This is a genomic window from Cohnella massiliensis, assembly GCF_900169535.1.
GTDB lineage: Bacteria > Bacillota > Bacilli > Paenibacillales > Paenibacillaceae > Cohnella > Cohnella algarum.
The window spans coordinates 1-933 of the sequence record NZ_LT821251.1 but is presented as its reverse complement, the minus strand read 5'-3'; the positions used below and the strand labels follow the sequence as shown (position 1 = coordinate 933).

Annotated in this window: 1 protein-coding gene; it reads left to right on the top strand. The window is 40.6% G+C overall.

The genetic code is table 11. From position 1 onward, the window contains the following. Nucleotides 1-142: 142 nt before the first annotated feature. Nucleotides 143-631, top strand: coding sequence for a restriction endonuclease subunit S (locus B7E11_RS01835; protein WP_281256468.1), 489 nt, complete (start codon nucleotides 143-145; stop codon nucleotides 629-631). Nucleotides 632-933 lie beyond the last annotated feature (302 nt).

Below are 933 nucleotides of genomic sequence, written 5' to 3'. Positions count from 1 at the left end.
GAGCAGTTTTTTTACGCCGACAAACAAAGGCGAAATATAATTGTCTCCGAAACGGCGGTGAGGAAAGCAAAAAGCCACCGTCATTGGCGGTTCCGAATCTACCGTCAATTAAAGTGGCTGATGACAGTTAGAGTACCGCACAATAGGAGAAGATGGAGTAACTAGTGCTAAGCATAAATTCCATAAAGGTCAAATCCTATATTCAAAGATACGACCATATTTATCGAAAGTCGTTCTGGTAGATTTTGATGGATTGTGTAGTGCGGATATGTATCCGATACAAGCAAAAGAAGATACCAAATATTTGTGGTACTATATGTTATCGGATGATTTTTTAGAGCAAGCATCATCCGCTGGTTCACGGTCAGTTCTGCCCAAAATAAACCAAAAAGAGCTCTCTGCAGTGAAGGTAATGATACCTTCTTGGGATGAACAGCGAGAAATAGTTCATATTCTTGATAAGCTGTTTGCCAAAGAACAAGAAACAAAACATCTTATCAATGTTATCGATCAAATCGAAGTAATGAAAAAAGCAATTCTTGCTCGTGCATTCCGTGGTGAACTTGGAACAAATGATCCAAACGAGGGAAGTGCATTGGATTTGCTGAAAGAAGTAATCGTGGCACAATAGTTAGCAATTGCAATCGTGTCGTGTATAAACTAATGTGGTCACTTCTGTGGTCACAGAACAGAAAATTACATGAGGAAACATGAGGTGTCTAGAAAAACCACAATGTCCGAAAACCCTTGTAAAATAAGGATTCTCGGACATCGCAGGATACAGGGGGAGCCATGCTCGCCACACTGGCGAGTCTGTAAAATACTTTGTGTAAACTCTCAAACCTACTAAAATGAAATCATGGAGAGGTTGGGGAGCACACATGGGATTATGGACGAAAGAGCAGCTGCGGAGTTTCATCAAGGAGAATAATC